The organism is Enterobacter sp. MGH85, from assembly GCF_001037655.1.
GTDB classification, from domain to species: Bacteria; Pseudomonadota; Gammaproteobacteria; order Enterobacterales; family Enterobacteriaceae; genus Enterobacter; species Enterobacter intestinihominis.
This window is the reverse complement of sequence record NZ_KQ089925.1, coordinates 361,682-379,293: the sequence shown is the minus strand read 5'-3', so window position 1 is coordinate 379,293 and position 17,612 is coordinate 361,682. Positions and strand designations below refer to the sequence as shown.

The following is a 17,612-nucleotide window of genomic DNA, read 5'->3' as shown; positions in this document are numbered from 1 at the left end:
GAAGAAGGATAGTGACGTATGCGCATTCATATATTGGGGATTTGTGGCACTTTCATGGGCGGACTGGCAATGCTGGCGCGCTCGCTGGGCCATGAAGTGACAGGTTCGGACGCCAATGTGTATCCGCCAATGAGCACGCTGCTGGAGAAGCAGGGGATTTCTCTGATTCAGGGATATGACGCCAGCCAGCTCGAGCCGCAGCCGGATCTGGTGATCGTTGGTAACGCCATGACCCGTGGGAATCCATGCGTTGAAGCGGTGCTGGAACGCAATATCCCGTACATGTCTGGCCCGCAGTGGCTGCATGACTTTGTCCTGCGCGACCGCTGGGTTGTCGCCGTTGCCGGGACGCACGGCAAAACCACCACCGCCGGTATGGCGACCTGGATCCTCGAAGCCTGCGGCTACAAGCCGGGGTTCGTGATCGGCGGCGTGCCGGGGAATTTCGACGTCTCCGCGCGTCTGGGCGACAGCCCGTTCTTTGTGATTGAAGCGGATGAATACGACTGCGCGTTCTTCGACAAGCGCTCCAAGTTCGTGCATTACTGCCCACGCACGCTGATCCTCAACAACCTTGAGTTCGATCACGCGGATATCTTTGACGACCTGAAAGCGATTCAGAAACAGTTCCACCATCTGGTGCGCATTGTTCCGGGTCAGGGCCGCATTATCCTGCCGGAGAACGACATCAACCTGAAGCAGACTATGGCGATGGGGTGCTGGAGCGAGCAGGAGCTGGTTGGCGAGCAGGGGCACTGGCAGGCGAAAAAGCTCAACGCGGATGCTTCCGAATGGGAAGTGCTGCTCGACGGCGAAAAAGTGGGCGAAGTGAAGTGGGGCCTGGTGGGTGAGCACAATATGCACAACGGCCTGATGGCGATCGCCGCGGCGCGTCACGTGGGCGTACTGCCTGCGGATGCCGCCAATGCGCTGGGTTCATTCATTAACGCCCGCCGCCGTCTGGAGCTGCGTGGTGAAGCGAATGGCGTGACGGTGTACGACGATTTCGCGCACCACCCAACCGCCATTCTGGCGACGCTTGCCGCATTGCGTGGCAAAGTTGGCGGCACCGCGCGTATTCTGGCCGTGCTGGAACCGCGTTCGAACACCATGAAAATGGGGATATGCAAAGACGATCTCGCGCCGTCCTTAGGGCGTGCCGACGAGGTCTTCCTCCTGCAACCGCAGCATATTCCGTGGCAGGTGGCCGAAGTGGCCGACGCCTGCATTCAGCCAGCGCACTGGAGTGCGGACGTGGATGTCTTAGCGGATATGGTGGTGAAAGCCGCACAGCCTGGCGATCACATTCTGGTGATGAGCAACGGCGGGTTTGGTGGGATCCATCAGAAGCTGCTGGACGGTCTGGCGAAGAAAGCCGCGGCCGCAGAGTAAAAAAAGGCCCGGTGGCGCTAGCGCTTACCGGGCCTACATTTTTTCGCATGACCTTGTAGGCCGGATAAGGCGTTTACGCCGCCATCCGGCGCAAACCCGCACAGATTACTCTTCGTTCTCAGACAGCTCGCGCAGATACTGGAAAATCAGACGCGCAGACTTCGGCGGCTTATTCCCTTCTTTCTCTTTCTTCGCGTTACGGATCAAAGAACGCAGCTGCTGGCGGTCGGCATTCGGCCACAGGTTCAGCACTTCAGGTACCGCGTCATCACCTTGCTCGATCAGACGGTCGCGGATCTGCTCCAGCTTATGGAACAGCGCAACCTGCTGGTTGTGGCGGTTCTTAAGTTTATCCAGCGCCTGACGGATCGGCTCAACATCGCGCTGACGCAGCAGTTTCCCGATAAGCTGAAGCTGGCGGCGACGCCCTTCTTTCTTGATTTTCTGTGCCAGTTCAATGGCATCACGCAGATCCTGGTCGAGCGGGATCTTATCCAGCGCGTTCTTACCCAGTTCTACCATTTCTGCGCCAAGCTGTTTTAACTCTTCGGCGTCACGTTTAATTTCACTTTTACTGACCCAGATGATCTCATCATCTTCGTCTTCGATGTCATCACCGGGAACGTCGTCGAGCCAGTCTTCGGGCTGCTTAGTCATGTCAGGCTCCTTAAAAAAAGAGGCTAATGTTACCAGTTAAGACGCGCACTGAAAAACGGTTCTCTGTTAGACTTCACTTAACTCTCTCTTACAGTATGGCATTTGCGATGAAAGTAACCTCACAAGTTGAAGCGCAGCGTAAGATCCTGGAAGAAGCCGTCTCCACCGCGCTGATGCTCGCTTCAGGTAAATCAGATGGCGCCGAAGTGGCGGTCAGCAAAACCACCGGCATTAGCGTGAGCACCCGCTATGGCGAAGTGGAGAATGTAGAATTTAACAGCGATGGCGCGCTGGGGATCACGGTGTATCACCAGAATCGCAAAGGCAGCGCGTCGTCTACCGATCTCAGCCCGGATGCCATCGCCCGTACAGTGCAGGCGGCGCTGGATATCGCGCGGTACACCTCCCCGGATCCTTACGCTGGCGTGGCTGATAAAGAGCTGCTGGCGTTTGACGCGCCGGATCTCGATCTGTTCCATCCGGCGGAAGTGACCCCGGATGAAGCCATTGAGCTGGCCTCGCGCGCCGAGCAGGCGTCTTTGCAGGCTGACAAACGCATCACTAATACCGAAGGCGGCAGCTTTAACAGCCACTACGGCATCAAAGTGTTTGGTAACTCCCATGGCATGTTGCAGGGGTACTGCTCAACCCGCCACTCGCTTTCCAGCTGCGTGATCGCCGAAGAGAACGGCGATATGGAGCGTGATTACGCGTATACCATTGGCCGCGCGCTGGGGGATTTGCAGTCTCCGGAGTGGGTGGGAAAAGAGTGCGCCGAACGTACGCTGTCACGCCTCTCGCCGCGTAAACTCTCCACCATGAAAGCCCCGGTCATTTTTGCCAACGAAGTGGCAACCGGTCTGTTTGGTCATCTGGTGGGGGCGATTGCGGGTGGTTCGGTGTACCGTAAATCGACCTTCCTGCTCGACTCGCTGGGCAAGCAGATCCTGCCGGAATGGCTGACCATCGAAGAGCACCCGCACCTGCTGAAAGGGCTGGCCTCCACGCCGTTCGACAGCGAAGGCGTGCGCACGGAGCGCCGGGATATCGTTAAAGACGGCATTCTGACCCAGTGGCTGCTGACCAACTACTCCGCGCGTAAGCTGGGGCTGAAAAGCACCGGGCACGCGGGCGGCATTCATAATTGGCGCATTGCCGGGCAGGGCCTGAATTTTGAACAGATGCTGAAAGAGATGGGCACCGGTCTGGTGGTCACCGAGCTGATGGGGCAGGGCGTGAGCGGTATCACCGGCGACTACTCTCGCGGCGCAGCGGGCTTCTGGGTGGAAAACGGTGAAATTCAGTATCCGGTGAGCGAAATCACCATCGCCGGCAACCTCAAGGACATGTGGCGCAATATTGTTACGGTCGGTAACGATATTGAAACACGCAGCAATATTCAGTGTGGTTCTGTATTACTGCCGGAGATGAAAATCGCCGGGCAATAATCCCCGTAAAAGCGTGATTTATAATAAAAAAGGAAGTGAGCAATGCGTAAACACCTGTTAGCGATCGTCGCGGCTTCAACGCTGGTTCTTGGCTCATCTGCGTTTGCTGCCGATCTTGAAGACAACATGGACATCCTCAGTCAAAACCTGAAGGTGGTGCAGAAAACCGACGATGCGGCGGAGATGAAAGACGCACTGACCAAAATGCGTGAAGCGGCGCTGGATGCGCAAAAAGCGACGCCGCTGAAGCTGGCGAACGAAGGCAAAGTGAAGGAAGCCCAGGCGGCAGCCGACCAGTTTGCGGCGACCCGCAACGCGTATCACAAAAAGTATCGTTGATAGTCTGGATGAGCGGGGCGCGTTAAGCATCCCCGCTCACACTCTTCTCCATCCCCATAAGAAAACCTTATCCACGTCACATTTCTACGAGCCTGCTCGTAATCTTTTCCACTCCGCTTACCTGTTTAGTGCCGCGTAATAGCGTGATATTCATCACGTAAATCCAGCGATTAATCCAGATTCACCGCATTTATGTGGCACAGATCACTGCCGCGGCTCGCCTTTCCACTTCGAAGTGGAAAACAACTCGCTACAAACAACGCCCCCTCGACGTTAGTTTTATTCCAGAGCCATTAACGGGGTAAGACGAGTGATTAACGGAGCGGTAATGAACGACGTTGGGGAACAGGCGGTGCAAACAGAACAGCTCGCGAACACCATGCTTCAGCAGGTCTACGCCCTGCTGGCCCGGCACAACATCATCCCCAACGCGGTACAGGAGCAGATGCTGACCTCCCACGTTCGCGCAATGGCGCACCGGTCTGTGACCGGCGAGCCGCTGCCGGAGGTTGAAGCAGAGCTGTTCGACGAAATTTCACCAGATTCAATGCAACTTGCCCGTGAAGTGGTAGCGCAGTTTGGCAATCTTCCTGATGAAGAAGCCTGGCTGCTCTCCGTTCACTTCGAAGTCGCGAAAGACAACCTTTAAGGAGCAACACATGGAACAGATTACAGTCGTGATTGGCGATCGCCTGGGTAAAGGTCAGAAAGTGGCTGCGGGTGTGGAAAAAGCCGGCGGACGCGCGGTTGTCGTACCGGGCATGGCAGCGGATATGAAGCTCGGTGACGTGATGAAAGCAGAAAACGCCACCTTCGGGATCTCGTTCTGCGGCAGCGGCGGCGCGGGTGCCATCACCGCCCAGACCAAATACGGCTACAAGGCCAAATACGGCATGCGCTCCGTGGATGAGGGGGTGACCGCTATCAACGAAGGCTGCAACGTGCTGGGCTTTGGCTTTATGGATAAAGAAGAGCTGGGCGAGCGTCTGGTACAGGCGTGGCAGAAGAAATACGGCGCGTAAGCATGAAAGAACAGTTCACGACCACGGTGAGAGTGAAGGGGAAGGGCGATGCCAAAGCGCGCGCCTTTGCCGACGCCCTCAACCACGTACAGGCCGCGGTGATGAAAGCCTCACCGCATATCTTACTGCGTATTGAGCCACAGGATGTGCAGGTTGTTCAGGCGCAAGAAGCGGTGCGAAAAGAAGCGTTTTTGTTCTTCTTTCTGCGTCGGGAAAGACGCACCTACAGCGTGGAGCTGGATGTGACCGTCAACGTGACCGCCATCAATCTCGACCAGGTGGATTTCGTCACGCAACGCTGATTATTCATAAAAGGGCAGACTGATGTTCTTAATTATATTAATAAAATCGCTCATCATTGGCGGCCTGGTTGGCGTCGGTGTTGGAGCCGGGGCTGCACGCATGTTTCATGCGCCTACCACTCAGGGTATGGGCGCGTTTCGTACATTGGGGGAACTGAACTCCTGTGAAGGGGATCCGGCGTCCCACTTCTCCTTTGGGTTAGGTTTCTTCTTTAACGCCTGGGCCTCTTCCGTGGCCGCAGGTGCCTTCACACAGGACGTTGACCACCGCATCATCCCGAACTGGGGTGCTGCTGCACTGATGATCAAAAACCGTAACGTCGGTGAAACGCTGCATGACCCGCGCAAAATGGCGATTGCCTGCGGCATTATCGGCATGATTGTCGTGACCTTCCTTAACCTGACCGCCTCCTCCGTTCCGGCTGCGCTTCAGGTCACCGCCGTGAAGGTGCTGGTGCCTGCCGCGAACCTGCTGGTCAACACCGTGATGCCGGTGATCTTCTGGCTGGCAGCCATCGACGCGGGTAAAAAATCGGGCTTCTGGGCCACCATCTTTGGCGGCGCAGCGCAGCTGATCATGGGTAACGCCGTGCCGGGTCTGGTGCTGGGGATCCTGATCGGTAAAGGCGTGGAAGAGAGCGGCTGGAACCACGTCACCAAAGTGATGATGGCGGCGATCGTCCTGCTGTTCGTGCTGAGCGGCTTCTTCCGCGGCTTCGACATGAAGATGATCGAATCCTTCCATCTGACCGTGCCGAACTGGCTCGACATGATCCACAACTCGCTCAGCGGTAAATAACAGGAGCCTCTAAATGGAACAGAATAAAGGTTTTTGGTATGCCGACTGGTCGTTCCCGATCTTCGTTGGCCTGCTCTCCTCCGGCGTCTTTGCCGGGACGCACATGTACTACCTCTACGGCATCGGCGCGTTTAACGAAGTGGCCTTCGTGGCGATGCTGAAAGCGGGAATCGATACCGGCGTTTACGGCGCGGTGGCGGCGTTCGGCGCAAGCTTCCTTTTCGCCCGTATCATCGAAGGGTCGCTGGTCGGGATTCTCGACATCGGCGGGGCGATCCAGACCGGCGTGGGCCTCGGCGTACCGGCGCTGCTGCTGGGCGCGGGGATCATGTTCCCGGTGACCAACTTTATTGCCTCGCTGATTACCGGCCTGGTGATTGGTCTGGCGATTGGCTACGTCATCATCCTGGCGCGTAAGTTCACCATCAACCAGAGTAACTCCACCTACGGTGCAGACGTGATGATGGGCGCGGGTAACGCCTCCGGCCGCTTCCTCGGGCCGTTGATTATCCTCAGCGCCATGACCGCCTCCATTCCAATCGGCGTCGGTTCCCTGGTGGGCGCGCTGCTGTTCTACATCTGGCAGAAGCCGATTACCGGTGGCGCCATCCTCGGCGCAATGATTTTGGGCTGGCTGTTCCCGGTCGCCCTTTAATACCTGCGGGCGCTTCGGTGCCCGCCTTATCAGGAGAACCCCATGTTTGATCTACTCCTGCGCCGTGCGCGCCTCGCCGACGATACCCTGACCGATATCGCCATTCAGGACGGGAAGATCGCCGCGACAGGCCAAATTGACGCTCCCGCTCGTAAAACGGTTGAGCTTAACGGTGACGTGTTCGTCAGCGCGGGCTGGATTGACTCCCACGTCCACTGCTACCCGAACTCCCCGATCTACCACGACGAGCCGGACAGCGTGGGCATTGCCACCGGCGTCACCACCGTGGTGGACGCGGGCAGTACCGGGGCCGACGACGTGGATGATTTTTACGCCATCACCCGCAACGCATCCACCGAGGTGTTTGCCCTGCTGAACATCTCCCGCGTGGGGCTGATTGCCCAGAACGAGCTGGCCAATATGGCCAATATTGATGCTGATGCGGTGAAGCAGGCGGTGACGCGCTACCCGGATTTTATCGTCGGCCTGAAGGCGCGCATGAGCAGCAGCGTGGTCGGTGAAAACGGCATTACCCCGCTGGAGCGCGCGAAAGCGATTCAAAAAGAGAATGGCGACCTGCCGCTGATGGTGCACATCGGCAACAACCCGCCGAACCTTGATGAGATTGCCGAGCTGTTAAGCTCCGGCGACATCATTACCCACTGCTACAACGGCAAGCCCAACCGCATTCTGACGCCCTCCGGCGAGCTGCGCGCCTCCATTACGTCTGCGCTGAAGCGCGGCGTGCGTCTGGACGTCGGCCACGGCACGGCGAGCTTCAGCTTTGAGGTGGCGAAACGCGCCATCGCGATGGGCATTCTGCCGCACACCATCAGCTCGGATATCTACTGCCGCAACCGCATCAACGGCCCGGTCGGCTCGCTGGCCAGCGTGATGTCGAAATTCCTCGCCATCGGCATGTCATTGCCGCAGGTGATTGACTGCGTCACCGCCAACGCCGCAGACGGCCTGCGCCTGACGCGCAAAGGCCGCATTCAGCCTGGTCTCGACGCTGATCTGACGCTGTTCACCCTCAAACGCCAGCCGACGGTGCTGACGGATGCTGAAAACGACAGCCTGCAGGCTGAACACATTCTGGTGCCGCTTGCCGCGATCCGCGCGGGCAAGGGCTACATGACCGAACAAGGGAGCACGGAACATGCCTTCGATTTATGAGAAGTACAACTTAAAGCAGGTTATCAACACCTCTGGCCGCATGACGGCGCTGGGTGTCTCCACGCCGCGCCCGGAAGTGGTGCAGGCGGCGATGGACGGCATGAATCACTACTTCGAGATGAAGGATCTGGTCAACAAAACCGGGGAATACATCGCGAAGCTGCTTGAGGTGGAAGGGGCGACGGTGGTCTCCTGCGCGTCGGCGGGCATTGCCCAGTCCGTGGCGGCGGTGCTGGTGAAAGACAGCGACTGGCTGCTGGAAAACCTGCACGTCACACCGATTGAAAACAACGAAATCGTCCTGCCGAAAGGCCACAACGTGAACTTTGGCGCGCCGGTGGGCACCATGGTGGCGCTGGGCGGCGGCAGGCTGGTGGAAGCGGGCTACGCCAACGAATGCTCTGCCGATCAGCTGGCGGCAGCGATCACCCCGCGTACAGCGGCTATCCTCTACATTAAATCGCACCACTGCGTACAGAAAAGCATGCTCAGCGTCGAGCAGGCGGCGGTGGTGGCGCGTAAACACGACCTGCCGCTGATCGTTGATGCCGCGGCGGAAGAAGATCTGCATACCTATTACCGCTCCGGCGCGGACCTGGTGATCTACAGCGGCGCGAAGGCGATTGAAGGCCCAACCAGCGGCCTGGTGATCGGCAAAACCCAGTACATTGAGTGGGTGAAGCGCCAGACGGCGGGCATTGGCCGCGCGATGAAGGTGGGCAAAGAGGGGATCCTCGGCCTGACCTGCGCCATCGAACACTACCTGACGGCCACCAGGGAGAGCGGGGCCGAGATGGTGGCGAAGATGACGCCGTTTATTGACGCGCTCAACACCCTGAACGGCGTCACCGCCCGCGTGGTCTGGGACAGCGCGGGTCGCGATATCGCGCGCACCGAGATTAAGTTTGACGAAGCGACCACCGGCGTCGGCACCGGTGACCTGGTGAACGCGCTCAAGCAGGGCGAATACGCCGTTTACTTCCGTGGCTACAAGGCCAACGAAGGGATTATCGAAGCGGATGTGCGCAGCGTGAATGCTGATCAGCTGAACATCGTGTACCGCCGTATTAGCGAAGTATTAGGACAGGAGAAAAAAGCATGAAACTGACCCCCAACTTTTACCGTGACCGCGTCTGCCTGAACGTGCTGGCAGGATCGAAAGCCAACGCCAGCGCCATTTACGAGGCGGCGGAAGGTCATGTGCTGGTGGGCGTGCTCTCCAAAAATTACCCCGACGTGGCGAGCGCCGTCGCGGATATGCGCGAGTACGCGGCACTGATTGATAACGCGCTCTCTGTGGGGCTGGGCGCAGGCGATCCGAACCAGTCGGCGATGGTGAGTGAAATCTCCCGCCAGGTACAGCCGCAGCACGTCAATCAGGTCTTTACCGGCGTGGCCGCCAGCCGCGCGCTGCTGGGGCAGAATGAGTCGGTGGTCAACGGCCTCGTCTCCCCGACCGGCACCGTCGGCATGGTTAAAATTTCCACCGGCCCGCTGAGCAGCAACGCGCCGGACGGCGTTGTGCCGGTTGAAACCGCGATTGCCCTGCTGAAAGATTTTGGCGGAAGCTCAATCAAGTACTTCCCGATGGGCGGCCTCAAGTGCCGTGACGAGTATAAAGCGGTGGCGGAAGCCTGCGCCCGTCACGACTTCTGGCTGGAACCGACCGGGGGAATCGATCTGGAGAACTTTGAGGAGATCCTGCAGATCGCCCTGGACGCGGGCGTGAGCAAAATCATCCCGCATATCTACAGCTCGATTATCGACAAAGCCAGCGGCGACACGCGTCCGGAAGATGTGCGTACGGTGCTGGAGATGACGAAGAAGCTGGTGAAGTAGAACCTGCCCTTCCCCTAACCCTCTCCCCAAAGGGGAGAGGGTGTAATCGTCCCCTCTCCCCAAAGGGGAGAGGGTTAGGGTGAGGGGAAACACACCGCACACACCCGAAGGAGCCACCATGCACACCCCTACCCTGCTTGTCGCTTCACTCTCAATGCTCGCCACCGCCGCTGTCGCCCAGACGCAATACGCCTGGGTGGGTACCTATAATCCCAACGGCGAAGGGCTGTACCGTTTTACCGTCGACCCGCAAACCGGCGCGCTAGATAACAAAACGCTGGTGAGCCAACTCCCGAACGCTGCGCAGCTTACCGTCTCGCACGACGGCAAAACGCTCTACCTGGCAAGCGAGGTGGAGCAGGGCGTGGTGCAGGCGTTGCGAATAGGCGATAACGGCGCGCTGAGCGAGCTGAATCAGGTGGCCTCCGGCGGCGCGGGGCCGGTGTATCTTTCCCTGACGCCGAACGGCAAACATTTGCTGGTGGCGAACTACGTCAGCGGATCGATCGCGGTGCTGCCCGTTAACGCAGACGGCAGCCTGGGCGATGCTACGGACACCCATCAGGACAAAGGCGAACCGGGCGCGGCGAAGCCGGAAGCTGCCGTCGAGGGCAGTTTCGCCATCAGCGATCATAACGGCCCTCACGCGCACATGATCGCCGCCGATCCGAGCGGGAAATACGTTTTTTCCACCGATCTGGGGCTGGATCGCATCTATCAGTACCGTTTTGACGATCGAACCGGAAAGCTGACCCCGAACGATCCGCCGTTTATCAGCGCCTCCTCAAAAGGGGCCGGGCCGCGCCACTTCGTCTTTACGCCGAAGGGGGATGCCCTGTGGCTGATTAACGAAGAAGCCTCTACGCTCACCCATTATGCGCTGGACAGCAACGGCAGGCTGCAAGAGGGTAAAACGGTTTCAGCCTTGCCGGACGGTTATAAAGGCACCAGTTTTGCTGCCGGGCTGGCGCTAAGCGCCGACGGGAAACAGCTGTATGTCGCTAACCGTTTGCATAACAGCATCGGGCACTTTACCGTAACGGCGGAGGGCACGCTGACACATCAGGACGATGTCTGGACGCGGGGCGACTATCCGCGCACCCTGACGCTTGATAAGCAGGGGCGCTGGCTGTACGTCATGAACCAGCGCAGCGACAACATTACCCGTTTCCGCGTGGCGCCGGACGGCAAGCTGAGCGTCGAGTCAGACTATACCCCGGTCGGCAGCCCATCCCAGATGGTCATTTCACCCTGAGCAGTAAGAGGACAAAGACGTGCGATTTCCGAACCAACGTTTAGCGCAACTTTTCGATCTGTTGCAAAACGAGACGCTGCCGCAGGACGAGCTGGCGCAGCGGCTGTCGGTTTCCACGCGAACCGTCCGGGCGGATATCACCGCCCTGAACGCGCTGCTGGCCAGCCACGGCGCGCAGTTCATTTTGAGCCGGGGCAACGGCTATCAGCTCAAAATCAATGATGTGGTGCGCTATCAACAATTGCAGTCGTCCCACCCGCGCGCGCTGCGTATTCCGCGAACCGGACCGGAGCGTGTGCACTATCTGGTGGTGCGTTTTCTGACGTCAGCCTTTTCCCTCAAGCTGGAGGATCTGGCCGATGAGTGGTTCGTCAGCCGGGCCACATTGCAGAGCGACATGGTGGAAGTGCGCGAGTGGTTTCACCGTTACAACCTGACGCTGGAAACCCGCCCGCGCCACGGCATGAAGCTGTTTGGCAGCGAGATGGCGATCCGCGCCTGCCTGACCGACCTCCTGTGGGAGCTGGCGCAGCAGGATAGCCTTAACCCGCTGGTGACCGACGTGGCGCTCAACGCGGGCGTGGCGGAAAAGATGGTCCCTGTCCTGCACGACGCGCTGACGCGCCATCACATTCGCCTGACCGATGAAGGCGAGCTGTTCCTGCGCCTGTACTGCGCGGTGTCGGTACGGCGCATCAGCGAGGGGTATCCGCTGCCGGAATTCCACGCTGAAGACGTGGAAGAGAACGTACGCGAGGCGGCGAAAGATATCGCCGTGGCTATCCAGGAGCTGGCGGGCAAGGCGCTTTCACCATCGGAAGAGAGCTGGCTGTGCGTGCACATTGCGGCGCGGCAGATCCAGGAGATCGCCCCCAGCGCCATTAATGCTGACGACGACGAAGCCCTGGTCAACTATATCCTGCGCTACATCAACACCCACTATAACTACAACCTGTTGAGCGACGAGCAACTGCATGCAGATCTGCTCACGCACATCAAAACCATGATTACCCGCGTGCGGTATCAAATCATGATCCCCAATCCGCTGCTGGATAACATCAAGCAGCACTACCCGATGGCGTGGGATATGACCCTCGCGGCGGTGTCGAGCTGGGGCAAATACACGCCGTATGTGATCAGCGAAAACGAAATTGGTTTTCTGGTGCTGCATATCGGTGTCGGTCTGGAGCGCCACTACAACATCGGCTACCAGCGTCAGCCGCGCGTGCTGCTGGTATGTGACGCCGGTAACGCGATGGTGCGCATGATCGAGGCGGTGCTTCAGCGCAAATACCCGCAGATTGAGGTGACGCGCACGCTCACCCTGCGCGAGTACGAACTTGCCGATGCCATCGGCGAAGACTTCGTGATCTCCACCGCTCGCGTGAGCGAAAAATCCAAACCGGTGGTGATAATCGCCCCGTTCCCGACCGATTATCAGTTAGAGCAGATCGGCAAGCTGGTGCTGGTGGACCGTACCCGCCCGTGGATGCTGGAGAAATACTTCGACGCGGCCCATTTCCGCATTCTCGACAAGCCTGTCGACCAGCAAACGCTGTTCCGCGAACTGTGTGGGCAGCTTGAAAGCGAAGGCTTTGTCGGCGCGGAATTTCTGGAATCGGTTATCGAGCGTGAAGCTATCGTCAGCACTATGCTCGGCGACGGCATCGCGCTGCCGCACTCCCTCGGCCTGCTGGCGCAAAAAACGGTGGTCTACACCGTGCTGGCGCCGCAGGGCATTCAGTGGGGAGATGAAACCGCCCATGTCATTTTTCTGCTCGCCATCAGCAAAAGCGAGTACGAAGAGGCAATGGCGATTTACGATATTTTTGTCACTTTCCTGCGTGAACGCGCGATGGCGCGCCTGTGCCAGTGCGAGGATTTTGCGGCGTTTAAGGCTGAGGCAATGGAGAGTGTGAGTCGGTTTTGACGTTCAGGCGGAAAGAGGATATCCGCCTTCATTCAACGCAGATGATGCACAACCTGGTTGCTGCTGCCGCGCCAGATAAGCATAGGATCTTTTAGATCCTGCACGAACTTGCCGTCGACCAGGACGTTAATCAGATCCACCACTTCCTTCTGCTGCGCATTCAGTTCATCCAGCTTATAACCCGTCCAGACCCAGATGTCTTTTCCCGCGCACTCGCGGCGGATGCGTTTTACCAGCTTCAGGATCGCCGGCACGTTTTGCGGATGGAGCGGGTCGCCGCCGGAGAGCGAGATCCCCTGACGTTTAATGCGCGTGTCGTTCAGGTCGTTGATGATGCGGTCTTCCATCTCAGCGGTAAACGGCATACCCGAGTTCAGGCGCCAGGTGCTTTTGTTATAGCAGCCGGGGCACTCGTGAACGCAGCCTGATACAAAGAGGGTGCAGCGGGTGCCGGGGCCGTTGACGATGTCGACGGGGTAGTACTGGTGATAGTTCATCGCGAATAACCACGCCGGGTGGCGCTGCGCTTACCCGGCCTACAAAAGAGAGCGGTCCGTAGGCCCGGTAAGCGCAGCGCCACCGGGCATTAACGTGGCAGTGGATTACCCGATCTGCCCATTCCCCAGATGTTTCACCCTGCGCTTCACCTCTTCCTGCTTACCGGCGTTAAACGGACGGGCGTCCGGGCTGCCGAGGTAGCCGCACACGCGGCGGGTCACGGAGACGCGGGCTGCATCGTGGTTACCGCATTTAGGGCAGGTGAAGCCTTTGCTGGTGCACTCGAACTCACCGGTAAAGCCGCACTCGTAGCACTCGTCGATTGGCGTGTTGGTTCCGTAGTACGGAACGTGCTGGTAGCTGTAATCCCACACGTCTTCCAGCGCCTTCAGGTTATGCTGAATGTTCGGGTACTCGCCGTAGCAGATAAAACCGCCGTTCGCGATGGGCGGATAGGCCGCTTCGAAGTCGATCTTGTCGTACGGGTTCACCTTCTTCTCCACATCGAGGTGGAAGCTGTTGGTGTAGTAACCTTTGTCGGTCACCCCTTCCACGATGCCGAACTCGGCGGTATCCAGACGGCAGAAGCGATCGCAGAGGTTTTCGCTCGGCGTGCTGTACAGGCTGAAACCGTAGCCGGTTTCCTCTTTCCACTGGTCTACCGCATCGCGCAGGCGCTGCACAATCGCGATACCTTTCTCACGCAGGGCGTCGTTGTCATAGATGTGCTTGTCGCCAAACAGCGCGTTAATGGTTTCGTGAATGCCGATATAGCCGAGAGAGATCGACGCGCGACCGTTTTTGAAGATCTCCGACACATCATCGTCCGCTTTCAGGCGCACGCCGCAGGCCCCTTCCATATAGAGAATTGGCGCGACGCGGGCTTTCACCCCTTCAAGACGGGCGATGCGGGTCATCAGCGCCTTACGTGCCAGCTGTAAACGTTCATCCAGCAGTGTCCAGAAGGCCGCTTCATTCCCTTTGGCTTCCAGCGCGATGCGCGGCAGGTTCAGGCTGATGACGCCCAGGTTGTTGCGCCCGTCGTGGATCTGCTCGCCGTTCTCATCTTCGTACACGCCGAGGAAGCTGCGGCAGCCCATTGGCGTTTTAAACGAACCCGTGACTTTTACCACCTGGTCGTAGTTGAGGATATCCGGGTACATACGCTTGCTCGCACACTCCAGCGCCAGCTGTTTGATGTCGTAGTTCGGATCGCCAAACTTGTGGTTCAGGCCGTCGCGGATGGCGAACACCAGTTTCGGGAACACCGCCGTTTTACGGTTTTTACCGAGGCCGGAGATACGGTTGCGCAGAATAGACTGCTGGATCAGGCGTGATTCCCAGCTGGTGCCGAGGCCAAACCCGAAGGTCACAAACGGCGTCTGGCCGTTGGCGGTGTGCAGCGTGTTTACCTCATATTCCAGCGACTGGAAGGCGTCGTAGCACTCTTTCTCGGTGCGGGAACGGGCGTAACCGTCAGCATCCGGGATCTGCCACTCTTCCGCCGTTTTACGGTGTTTGTTGAAGCTCTCGGTCACGAACGGGGCCAGCACTTCATCAATGCGGTTAATGGTGGTGCCGCCATAGATGTGGCTCGCCACCTGGGCGATGATCTGCGCCGTGACCGCCGTCGCGGTGGAGATGGATTTCGGCGGCTCAATCTCGGCGTTACCCATTTTAAAACCGTGGGTCAGCATGCCTTTCAGGTCGATCAGCATGCAGTTAAACATCGGGAAGAACGGCGAGTAGTCGAGATCGTGATAGTGGATCTCACCGCGCTCGTGCGCCGAGACTACATCGCGCGGCAGCAGATGCTGACGGGCATAGTGCTTGGCGACGATACCGGCCAGCAGGTCGCGCTGGGTCGGGATCACTTTGCTGTCTTTATTGGCATTTTCATTGAGCAGCGACGAGTTGGTTTGCTCTACCAGGCCGCGGATCTCCTGGTTAAGGCGACCCCGTTTCTCACGCTGGACGTCACGGTCGTGACGATACTCAATGTAGGCGCGCGCCAGCTGCTTGTACGGACCAGACATCAGCTGGTTTTCAACCGCGGTCTGGATCTCGTTGATATCCACCTGGCTGCGTTCATGCATCTGGCTGCTAACGACTTCTGCGACGGTGGCGCAGTAATCTGCGTCATCGACTCCCGCTGCTTTAGCTGCACGCAGAATGGCTTCTTTGATGCGCTCTGATTTAAACGGCACTTTACAGCCATCACGTTTCATCACATGCGGTGTCATGATCACTCCATTTTAAAAACAGGTTATCCACAGAGGTGGAGAAGTATTCACCGGGCGTATTCCTCGCCGCGGCAAAGACTTCCCGCGTGCCCAGCCCGTGTTATCCACAATTCCGGCCAGCGTAAGCGCCGTCTTGTTGTTGGAATAGTAGACGATAAATACAAGATGTTGGGTCGGCGTGCATTTTAAGTGCTACATATAGTGATTTGCATCAAACATGTTTGCGATTTTTTTGATGCAGGACAAAGTAAAAAGACGAGAGTACAAACGGCGGGCGCTGGGGCAATTGTAAAGACGCGAAGGAAAAATCTGATTAATTATTCAACAAAAACAGCAAAGTAAGCCGGACACGGCATCGTGCCCGGCGGAGGAATTACTGCTTTAACCACCACACGGCTTCAAACGGACGAAGCATTGAGGTTTGAGGGGCGGGGTAGTTGCTTATCACCACCTGCGACTCGCCGCTGAGAGCGTCCGCTTGCCATTCCTGAGGCAAATGGCTCAGGTTCGCCACCACCATCAGCGTTTGTGCCTGCCACTGACGGCGATAGCACCACAGGGAAGGGTGGTCAGGCAGGAGATCCTCATAATCCCCCCACGTCAGCACCGGCAGGGTTTTGCGCAGGCGAATCAGCGACTGATAGGTGTAGAACACCGAATCGGGGTCGTCCAGCGCCGCGCGGGCGTTCACGGTTTCGTAGTTGTCGCAGACACCAATCCACGGCTCGGCCTCGGTAAAGCCCGCATTGTGCGAGGCGTCCCACTGCATCGGCGTGCGGCCATTATCGCGTGACTTACTCGCCAGAATCGCCAGTAGTTCATCGGTATCGCGTCCGTTAGCCCGCTGTTCGGCGAACATGTTCAGACTTTCCACGTCGCGGTAGTCGGTGATACGGCTGAAATGCGGGTTGGTCATACCCAGCTCTTCACCCTGGTAGATATACGGCGTGCCCTGCATCCCGTGCAGCACCATGCCGAGCATTTTCGCCGCCGCCACGCGGTGTTCCCCTTCGTCACCAAAGCGCGACACGATGCGCGGCTGGTCATGGTTACACCAGAACAGCGCGTTCCAGGCTTTGTTGTGCATCCCCTGCTGCCAGTGGCGGAAAAGGGTTTTCAGCGCCACGAAGTCCGGCTTTGCCTTCGTCCATTTTTCGCCGCCGGGGTAGTCCACCTTGAGGTGGTGGAAGTTAAAGGTCATCGACAGCTCGCGGCCATCAAGAGACGCATACTGCTGGCAGTTCTCCAGCGAGGTGGAGGACATCTCGCCCACCGTCATCAGGTTACGCGGGGTAAAGACGTCCCGGCTCATCTCCTGAAGATATTCGTGGATGCGCGGCCCGTCAGTGTAGAAGCGGCGACCGTCGCCGAGGGTATCGTCCGGGAAATCCTGATCTTTTGAAATCAGATTAATCACGTCCAGACGCAAGCCGTCCACGCCGCGATCGGCCCAGAACTCGCACACTTTTTTCAGCTCGGCGCGCACCGCCGGGTTTTCCCAGTTGAGATCCGCCTGCTCCGGTGCGAACAGGTGCAGATAATACTGTTCGCTTTCGGCGTGCCAGCGCCAGGCGTTGCCGCCAAATTTGGAGCGCCAGTTGTTGGGAAGCGTATCCGGCGTACCGTCCCGCCAGATATAGAACTGGCGGTACGGACTCGCTTTATCCAGCGACTCGCGGAACCAGGCGTGCTGCGTGGACGTGTGGTTAAAGACCATATCCAGCACGATGCGGATACCGCGTTCATGCGTCCGGGCAACCAGTTCGTCAAAGTCGTCCAGCGTGCCGTAGGTCGGGTCAATGGCAGTGTAGTTCGCCACGTCGTAACCGTTATCCACCTGCGGCGAGATATAAAACGGCGTCAGCCAGATGGCGTCAATGCCAAGGGTTTTCAGGTAGTCAAGGCGCTGCGTTACGCCGCGCAGATCGCCGGTGCCGCTGCCGGTGGTATCCTGAAAACTCTTTGGGTAAATCTGATAGATAACGCCGTTCTGCCACCAGTGAGGAAGGGTATTCATAGTACGTTCCTGCAAATGCGAAGGGGCGCAACTGCGCCCC

At 58.3% G+C, this 17,612-nt stretch carries 17 protein-coding genes; 13 read left to right on the top strand and 4 right to left on the bottom strand.

From position 1 onward, the window contains the following. Window positions 1-18 precede the first annotated feature (18 nt). Window positions 19-1,392: a UDP-N-acetylmuramate:L-alanyl-gamma-D-glutamyl-meso-diaminopimelate ligase gene (mpl, locus tag SK51_RS01720; protein WP_022646859.1), complete on the top strand. Its 1,374-nt coding sequence runs from the start codon at window positions 19-21 to the stop codon at window positions 1,390-1,392. Between the two features lie 105 nt (window positions 1,393-1,497). Here the strand turns inward: mpl and yjgA are convergent, their stop codons facing one another. Beyond that, window positions 1,498-2,049, bottom strand: coding sequence for a ribosome biogenesis factor YjgA (gene yjgA, locus SK51_RS01715; RefSeq protein WP_003856072.1), 552 nt, complete (start codon window positions 2,047-2,049; stop codon window positions 1,498-1,500). Window positions 2,050-2,144: 95 nt separating this feature from the next. Here yjgA and pmbA point away from each other — a divergent pair, with 95 nt between their 5' ends. The 12 genes from pmbA to SK51_RS01655 all read left to right on the top strand — a co-directional run bounded on the left by pmbA (window position 2,145) and on the right by SK51_RS01655 (window position 12,814). Further along, window positions 2,145-3,497, top strand: coding sequence for a metalloprotease PmbA (gene pmbA, locus SK51_RS01710; protein ID WP_023299182.1), 1,353 nt, complete (start codon window positions 2,145-2,147; stop codon window positions 3,495-3,497). A gap of 42 nt (window positions 3,498-3,539) precedes the next feature. Further along, window positions 3,540-3,836: a cytochrome b562 gene (locus SK51_RS01705; RefSeq protein ID WP_048206573.1), complete on the top strand. Its 297-nt coding sequence runs from the start codon at window positions 3,540-3,542 to the stop codon at window positions 3,834-3,836. Between the two features lie 310 nt (window positions 3,837-4,146). Then, window positions 4,147-4,485 carry a PRD domain-containing protein gene (locus tag SK51_RS01700; protein WP_026080657.1) on the top strand — a complete coding sequence of 113 codons (339 nt, stop codon included), beginning with the start codon at window positions 4,147-4,149 and terminating at the stop codon, window positions 4,483-4,485. Window positions 4,486-4,495: 10 nt separating this feature from the next. Beyond that, complete coding sequence (locus SK51_RS01695; RefSeq protein WP_006810339.1) at window positions 4,496-4,858, top strand: SFCGS family glycine-rich protein; 363 nt, start codon at window positions 4,496-4,498, stop codon at window positions 4,856-4,858. A gap of 2 nt (window positions 4,859-4,860) precedes the next feature. After that, the gene (locus SK51_RS01690; protein WP_006810338.1) at window positions 4,861-5,160 is read left to right on the top strand and encodes a DUF4312 family protein; all 300 of its coding nucleotides are present in this window, start codon (window positions 4,861-4,863) and stop codon (window positions 5,158-5,160) included. A 22-nt stretch (window positions 5,161-5,182) separates the two neighbouring features. Continuing rightward, a complete protein-coding gene (locus SK51_RS01685; RefSeq protein WP_006810337.1) occupies window positions 5,183-5,959 on the top strand; it encodes a DUF4311 domain-containing protein in 777 nt (258 codons plus the stop codon). A 13-nt stretch (window positions 5,960-5,972) separates the two neighbouring features. Continuing rightward, window positions 5,973-6,614, top strand: coding sequence for a DUF4310 family protein (locus SK51_RS01680; RefSeq protein ID WP_003856081.1), 642 nt, complete (start codon window positions 5,973-5,975; stop codon window positions 6,612-6,614). Window positions 6,615-6,656: 42 nt separating this feature from the next. Beyond that, window positions 6,657-7,790, top strand: a complete 1,134-nt coding sequence (locus SK51_RS01675) for an amidohydrolase/deacetylase family metallohydrolase (RefSeq protein WP_023305318.1) — start codon at window positions 6,657-6,659, stop codon at window positions 7,788-7,790. After that, window positions 7,774-8,892 carry a DgaE family pyridoxal phosphate-dependent ammonia lyase gene (locus tag SK51_RS01670; protein ID WP_023305319.1) on the top strand — a complete coding sequence of 373 codons (1,119 nt, stop codon included), beginning with the start codon at window positions 7,774-7,776 and terminating at the stop codon, window positions 8,890-8,892. Before SK51_RS01675 ends, SK51_RS01670 begins: the two co-directional genes overlap by 17 nt. Continuing rightward, window positions 8,889-9,629 (top strand): 2-dehydro-3-deoxy-phosphogluconate aldolase, encoded by a 741-nt coding sequence (dagF, locus tag SK51_RS01665; protein ID WP_023305320.1) that lies wholly within the window; start codon window positions 8,889-8,891, stop codon window positions 9,627-9,629. The genes SK51_RS01670 and dagF overlap by 4 nt, the downstream gene beginning before the upstream one ends. Before the next feature lie 118 nt (window positions 9,630-9,747). Beyond that, window positions 9,748-10,884 (top strand): lactonase family protein, encoded by a 1,137-nt coding sequence (locus SK51_RS01660; RefSeq protein ID WP_023305321.1) that lies wholly within the window; start codon window positions 9,748-9,750, stop codon window positions 10,882-10,884. Between the two features lie 19 nt (window positions 10,885-10,903). Next, window positions 10,904-12,814: a BglG family transcription antiterminator gene (locus tag SK51_RS01655; protein WP_023305322.1), complete on the top strand. Its 1,911-nt coding sequence runs from the start codon at window positions 10,904-10,906 to the stop codon at window positions 12,812-12,814. A 32-nt stretch (window positions 12,815-12,846) separates the two neighbouring features. Here the strand turns inward: SK51_RS01655 and nrdG are convergent, their stop codons facing one another. From nrdG to treC, 3 genes are all read right to left on the bottom strand, one after another. After that, window positions 12,847-13,311, bottom strand: coding sequence for an anaerobic ribonucleoside-triphosphate reductase-activating protein (nrdG, locus tag SK51_RS01650; protein ID WP_022646867.1), 465 nt, complete (start codon window positions 13,309-13,311; stop codon window positions 12,847-12,849). Window positions 13,312-13,416: 105 nt separating this feature from the next. After that, the gene (gene nrdD, locus SK51_RS01645) at window positions 13,417-15,555 is read right to left on the bottom strand and encodes an anaerobic ribonucleoside-triphosphate reductase (protein ID WP_023305323.1); all 2,139 of its coding nucleotides are present in this window, start codon (window positions 15,553-15,555) and stop codon (window positions 13,417-13,419) included. Between the two features lie 373 nt (window positions 15,556-15,928). Then, complete coding sequence (gene treC / locus SK51_RS01640; RefSeq protein ID WP_023305324.1) at window positions 15,929-17,572, bottom strand: alpha,alpha-phosphotrehalase; 1,644 nt, start codon at window positions 17,570-17,572, stop codon at window positions 15,929-15,931. Window positions 17,573-17,612: the final 40 nt, after the last annotated feature.